This window comes from Acidithiobacillus albertensis (assembly GCF_001931655.1).
In the GTDB taxonomy this organism is placed as follows: Bacteria; Pseudomonadota; Gammaproteobacteria; order Acidithiobacillales; family Acidithiobacillaceae; genus Acidithiobacillus; species Acidithiobacillus thiooxidans.
Map to the genome: position 1 here is coordinate 1 of NZ_MOAD01000067.1, position 4,867 is coordinate 4,867.

Annotated in this window: 5 protein-coding genes and 1 pseudogene; 4 read left to right on the plus strand and 2 right to left on the minus strand. The window is 46.3% G+C overall.

Features of this window, described 5'->3' with window-relative positions:
- Positions 1-539: sulfite exporter TauE/SafE family protein (locus BLW97_RS17925; RefSeq protein ID WP_075324152.1), on the minus strand; the 539-nt coding region annotated here is incomplete at its 3' end.
- A gap of 138 nt (positions 540-677) precedes the next feature.
- Entirely contained in the window at positions 678-2,285 is a 1,608-nt protein-coding gene (gene mdlC, locus BLW97_RS17930) for a benzoylformate decarboxylase (RefSeq protein ID WP_075324153.1), read from the minus strand.
- Between the two features lie 288 nt (positions 2,286-2,573).
- Here mdlC and BLW97_RS17935 point away from each other — a divergent pair, with 288 nt between their 5' ends.
- The 4 genes and pseudogenes from BLW97_RS17935 to BLW97_RS17950 form a co-directional block, all read left to right on the plus strand.
- The gene (locus BLW97_RS17935) at positions 2,574-2,894 is read left to right on the plus strand and encodes a hypothetical protein (protein WP_075324154.1); all 321 of its coding nucleotides are present in this window, start codon (positions 2,574-2,576) and stop codon (positions 2,892-2,894) included.
- 149 nt (positions 2,895-3,043) lie between these two features.
- On the plus strand, positions 3,044-4,279 hold the full coding sequence (locus BLW97_RS17940) for a YeeE/YedE thiosulfate transporter family protein (RefSeq protein ID WP_075324155.1): 1,236 nt from the start codon (positions 3,044-3,046) through the stop codon (positions 4,277-4,279).
- Between the two features lie 13 nt (positions 4,280-4,292).
- Positions 4,293-4,493 carry a hypothetical protein gene (locus tag BLW97_RS17945; protein ID WP_075324156.1) on the plus strand — a complete coding sequence of 67 codons (201 nt, stop codon included), beginning with the start codon at positions 4,293-4,295 and terminating at the stop codon, positions 4,491-4,493.
- Positions 4,494-4,583: 90 nt separating this feature from the next.
- A pseudogene (locus BLW97_RS17950) lies at positions 4,584-4,867 on the plus strand (hypothetical protein); the annotation flags it as partial.

Consider the following 4,867-nt stretch of genomic DNA (forward strand, 5'->3'; position numbering starts at 1 on the left):
GCGACGGCATTCAAAATAGGCAAGCGCCCAGAACGCATCAGTGCAGGAACAATGAGAAAACCACCGCCAATGCCAAAAAATCCTGACAAAATGCCAGTACCACCGCCATAAAAATATACACAAGCATGCCGCTTGCATGTTTTATGCGCAACAGGCTGCTTATCTCGTGTTTGATACATAGTTAAGGCAATCCAAAGCATGAGCAGCGCAAAGAGAATCAATAGGTATTTTCCATTGATCGCCTTCCCTAATTCAGCACCGGCAAAAGCTCCAATAACACCCGCGATAGTAAAACGAATAGCGACTGCCCAGCGAACATTACCAGCACGCGCATGTGGAATCAGATTGATGAAAGCATTGATACCCACAGCCAGCGCCGTCGTGCCAATAACCAGATGAGGATTGTCTACACCAACCCAATAGAGCAACAGCGGAACCGCCAGAATGGAGCCACCGCCGCCTATCAGTCCCAAGGAGAATCCTACGATCACACCAGCCAGAATGCAATCGATGTTTTGAGCAAAGGTCAACGTAATCATAAAGCTTTATCGAGGCTAATCATAAAAATAATTTTTCCATCCTTTAGAATAGACATGTTAGGCAAGTGGTTTGAAATTAGATTTGCTCAGGATGAGATAAGCCGCGCCAGGTAGAGCTTTGTCCATGTGTTCCACTCCCTAATCAATCAGCGGATGCAATTCAGAACTGATCGGCACCTGTAGCACACTCACACCCTGATAGCTCAGTGCCTCCCTGAAAGCGGCCTCTAATTCCATTGTGGTGAGAGCTACAGAGGCATGTGCGCCATAAGCCGTCCCAATATCTGCTATGGCGATTCCTGGAAGATCCAGGCCAGGGATGTTTTTTAACTTCTCTTCAATTGCAAACTCTTTAAGAATGGCATATTCGTGATTTTGCAATACCACGAATATAACATGGGTATGGTGACGTACTCCGGTGTAAATACACTGCGGTGCATAGTTAAAAGCCCCATCACCGACAAAAACAATTACTGGTCGATGTCGTCCACTGATTTGTTCGTGCAGTGCCAAACCTATGGCTGCCGGCATGTTCCAGCCCAATTGCCCAGAAGCAAAGGTGTAAAAGCTATCCGGTTGATCAACAAGAAAAATCTGCCGAAGTGCGGGAGCATTGGAAGGAGACTCTTCAAGAAGGATAACTTCATCTGGACAGAGTGGTTTCAAGATACTAAAGACCGCTTCAGCGGAAAGAAATTTTTCAGAAGCAGACCGGGTTGCTCCCTGATCATGGTGATGAAGCCGCACGAGGGGACTACGAGGAGTAATCAAAGGCATTATTTGTTCTAAAAATAATAAGCTGTCACCTAGCAGACTGTCCCCGACTGGCGCCTTGGCAGCCGCATCGGGGTCATCTGTTATTTGCAGGAGCGATGTGCCTTCTGGTAGAAAATGGCCTGCGACATAAGGATAGTAACGAAATACCGGCGCACCAACCACAATGGCTAAATCATGGCCCTGTAGACAGTCCGCCAAAGGCGCTATGGCAGCGGGCAAAATTCCCGCATACAAACCATGATTGGATGGGAATATCGCTCTTTCGTTAAAAGGAGTGGACCAGACCGGAGCCTGTAACTGTTCCGCTAAATGCACGCCTGCATCCCAAGCATCAGAACGAGCAATATCAGCACCATATATCAGTACAGGATTTTTACTCTGATCAATGCGTTGAGCAAAGTCGGCCAGGCGCACTGGATCCGGTGCCACCCGATGCGATACCGTCCTCAAGTAACTACAATCAGTAACCATTTTGTCCCAGTCGTCCATGGGCACAGACAGATAAACAGGACCAGCTGGAGGCTGAACGGCCATGGCGTAGGCACGCATGAATGCACCCGGCACATCCTCAGGACGTGCAGGCTCGTAGCTCCATTTTACCCACGGAAGAGGCATGGTTACTGCATTCACATTAGTCAGAGCAGGTTCAAACAACAACATATCCCGCGTTTGCTGACCGCTGGTAACAATCAATGGCGTTTTATTCTGATACGCCGTGAGTATTGCACCCATGGAATGGCCCAAGCCTACCCCCGTATGCACATTGACCAGCACCGGTTGACGCAAGCCTTGCGCAAGTCCGTCAGCGATAGCGACGGCGCTACCCTCGTGCAAAGCTTGTATGTAAGTAAAATCTTCTGGTAGATCTTGTAGAAAGGTTTCTTCGGTGGAGCCGGGATTGCCCACGATCCAGATCATCCCAAGCTGACGTAACAGATTGAAAGTTGCTGTTTTAACGCTTATCTGCATCACAATTCCCCAAAAGCACTAACTGCGCGGGACGATTTTAGGTTTGAAGTGCAACAACACAGCCTGCCAAGTTATCTGATCTGCTGTGCCTTCACTCCGACTGACGGTCAAAATCTCAACCACATATTTGAACGATTGTCTGGCTCTTCTAGATTCAGCGTCAAGTACTGTTGGAAGCATGGCTCTGCATTCATAGAGCGTCCTGCTTGCTTTATGTCGAACATGTACTACTCTCAGGATGTGGAGATTGTATTGTACTGTTTTGTTCGGTTGATAAAGGAGATTCAGATGGATAAATGGGTTTTGCAGATAATGGATGGGCAGAATTGGGAACATGCGCTCATCATGGTGAACAACAATCTGGGTAAGTTGGATTTGAAGGTAGTCGCACTGGGGGCTGCCATTGTCCCAATTTTTGCACCAGGCAAGCTTAGAAGCGCCTTGCAGGAGGCTATTGATAAAGGTTTAAGCTTGGAAATTTGTTCAGTCAGCATGGCCGCCGCAGGGCTTAGTGAGGCCACTCCTCCCAAAGGAGCTCTAACAAAACCTGGATTAATCGCGATTTCTGAAGCGAGAAAGGACGGTTTTCTATATTTCGTAGTGGCGTAACTGAACAAACAGCCCTGGTCAATAAGTCAAAATAATATATAAAATTAGGTGGATAGCAGATTATTCGCATATGTGATAGGAGCTATTCGTGATTTGTAATCGCTGGTTTATTGCCAGGTCAACAGGAAAATAATAAAGGAGATCAAAAAATGAGTGGGGTATTGATAACAGCGCCACAATGGGTTGGGATTGGTATAGGGTTTGTCATTGGGGGATTGGCAGAAGCGTGGGGTATTGCGAATCCAGAATCCATAATTCGCCTAACTCGATGGATAGATAGATTATTTATCACTTGCATTTCCCTTGGCGGAGCCTTTGCTGTGCTTCTGCTGTATGGACTATATTGGTTTGGTATAGACATGCATTTCAGTCTTAAACCCTTGTATTTTTATGGGGTTGGGCTGGGCGGAATCATGTTTGGAATAGGTTTGGCCTTATCCGGATATTTCCCGGGTTCTGAATGGATGGCACTGGGTGAAGGTCGTCGGGATGCGCTTTTTGCCATACCAGCTGGTTTATTAGGCGCAGCATCATGGACCGCGCTTTATCAAACGGATGCAGGACAATGGTTGGTGAAGACGGCCAATGTGGGTTCAGTGTTAATTAGTGGGCAAACCATAGCTCAAACTAGTCCTATGGGATTATTTTTGATAGCCATTCCTTACGCTTTGGTCCTTTTTGCTATTGCCTATTTTCTTCCTCGCTTTCGAAAAACCAAGCACAGTTGTTTGGTGGCATTCGTTAAGGGCGGCTGTGATGAAGATAATCCTGAATTGCATGCAATTCGGGAAGATACGACTGCCTATCTCCTGGAAGGATCAATCGCCCACAAAGGTGGCAAGGCTGAGAAATTTGCTCGAGCCCTTTCCTCCGAGCCTAATGTCTATTCGCCAGTGTTAGTCGCAATCGCGGTTCTGGTTGGCATTGCCGTCGTGATGGGAATAATGCTTCATCAAATATTTGGTGAATCAACCACCTATTCCTGGGTGGTAGCAGTACTCATTATGCCTACTTATAAATACTCAGTGGGTGTATTGACGCACATTGGCTGGGAACCCTTTTCGGATATAGGTACTTTTCTAGGTGCTTTTTTCTCTGCAGTGGTCATTACTAAAAGATTTACTGCATTTCGTAAGGTAGTTCCACCATCTTGGAGAAACCGTTTTGGCAACGAAGAATGGAAACGAGCTATCGGCGTTTTTATTGGTAGCTATCTAATGCTGTTTGGTGCACGGATGGCGGACGGATGCGCTTCTGGACATATTCTCAGTGGTGTCGTTCAGATGGCAGCCAGCGGCCTTTATTTCGGAGTCATTGTGATGATCTCCGGGGTCATTACCGCAAAAATTGTCTACAGAAATGTTTCTGAGAAAGTACATCCATAATAAGGAGATAGATATGGTTAGCAAATGTGGTAATCAGGTAATCAATTGGCTTATGGTAGTGAGCATCATAGCAACAATTATTATTGCTGCTATAGCAACTGGCGGAGCAACGGGTTATGCACCCGATCCTTTTGCTTGGTTTTATACACTCATAGTTCCAGTCTTTCTTATGTTGATTGTCACCGCTTATTACAACGAGAAAGATCCATACTGATCTGTAGGTAGTGAAAGCTTGTAGCCAACGGGCGAATGCCAATTTTATAAATTGGCATTTTTACTCATTAAATACTGAGGATCTTATCGTATGCGTTACAATTTGCAGCTATTAACCATCGTCGCATCAATTGTTCTATCCATTTCCACCGCAGATGCTACGGTCGGCTATCAGCTAAACGATATTGGGCAATATGAGTTAGGGATGTCTGGAGCTATTGTAGCTGCGCCAGGAGATGCGATGACAGTAATACCTAATCCCGCTGGCATGGCATGGATCAGAGGGCAAGGGGATGCAGCTGCTGAAATCTTCAATCCGACACGAAGTGCTTCTTTTGGTCAAGGAGATATTGGCAGTCATACCAACATTTATGG